This is a genomic window from Bradyrhizobium sp. PRIMUS42 (assembly GCF_023006515.1).
Lineage (GTDB): Bacteria > Pseudomonadota > Alphaproteobacteria > Rhizobiales > Xanthobacteraceae > Bradyrhizobium.
On the sequence record NZ_JALBGZ010001345.1, the window covers coordinates 1 to 799 of the forward strand.

General features: G+C 65.1%; 1 protein-coding gene. It reads left to right on the forward strand.

Translation table 11 applies throughout. The features are described 5' to 3' along the window. On the forward strand, nt 1–417 hold a 417-nt coding region (locus tag MOV75_RS40220), incomplete at its 5' end, for a polyphenol oxidase family protein (protein ID WP_247008395.1). Nucleotides 418–799 lie beyond the last annotated feature (382 nt).

Here is a 799-nt window from a genome sequence, read left to right on the forward strand (position 1 = left end):
AACGCGCGCGTGATCGGCGGCGCGCATGCCGGCTGGAAAGGCGCGCTGACTGGCGTGCTGGAGGCAACGATCTCCGCGATGGAGACACTCGGCGCCACGCGCGGCGGCATCATCGCCGCGATCGGCCCCTTGATCCGCCAGGAGAGCTACGAGGTCGGCAACGAGTTCGTCGCGCGCTTTATCGACGCGGATGCGGACAACGCTGTGTTCTTCATTCCGTCGGTGCGCGAGGGCCATGCGATGTTCGATCTCGCCGGCTACATCCGCAAGCGGCTGGACGCCGCCGGAATCCTGATGATCGACGATCTTGGCCTCGACACTTACGCCGACGAACGCTTCTTCAGCTATCGCCGTTCGGTCCATCGCAAGGAGCCGGATTACGGTCGCCACATTCACGCGATCGCGCTGGAGGGGTGAGGTCTCGTGCCCCGGACGCGGCGCAGCACCTAAGTGATGCGCTGCTGAGCCGGGGCCCATGTCTCCGCGATTTCGATTTCACCGGCCTTCTGGGTCCCGGCTCAGCGCAGCGGCACTGCGCGCCGCAGCGCGTCCGGGACACGCACCGATTTTCCGACCATTGCTTTGAGGACTGCACGCTCGAAGCGTGAACACACGGGCAACCCCGTGTCGTTCCGGGGCGTTACAGGGGCTGCATGAGTGATCTGTGTCGCCGCCGCCCTAGACCTTAATCGATTTTAACGATATCGCTGCCCTCCATAATGAGGGACGCGTCATCCATCTTGCGCCGCGCGGGCTCGTGCGTGCTGGCGGTCATGCTGCTGGCGGCTGCGGCCGCACT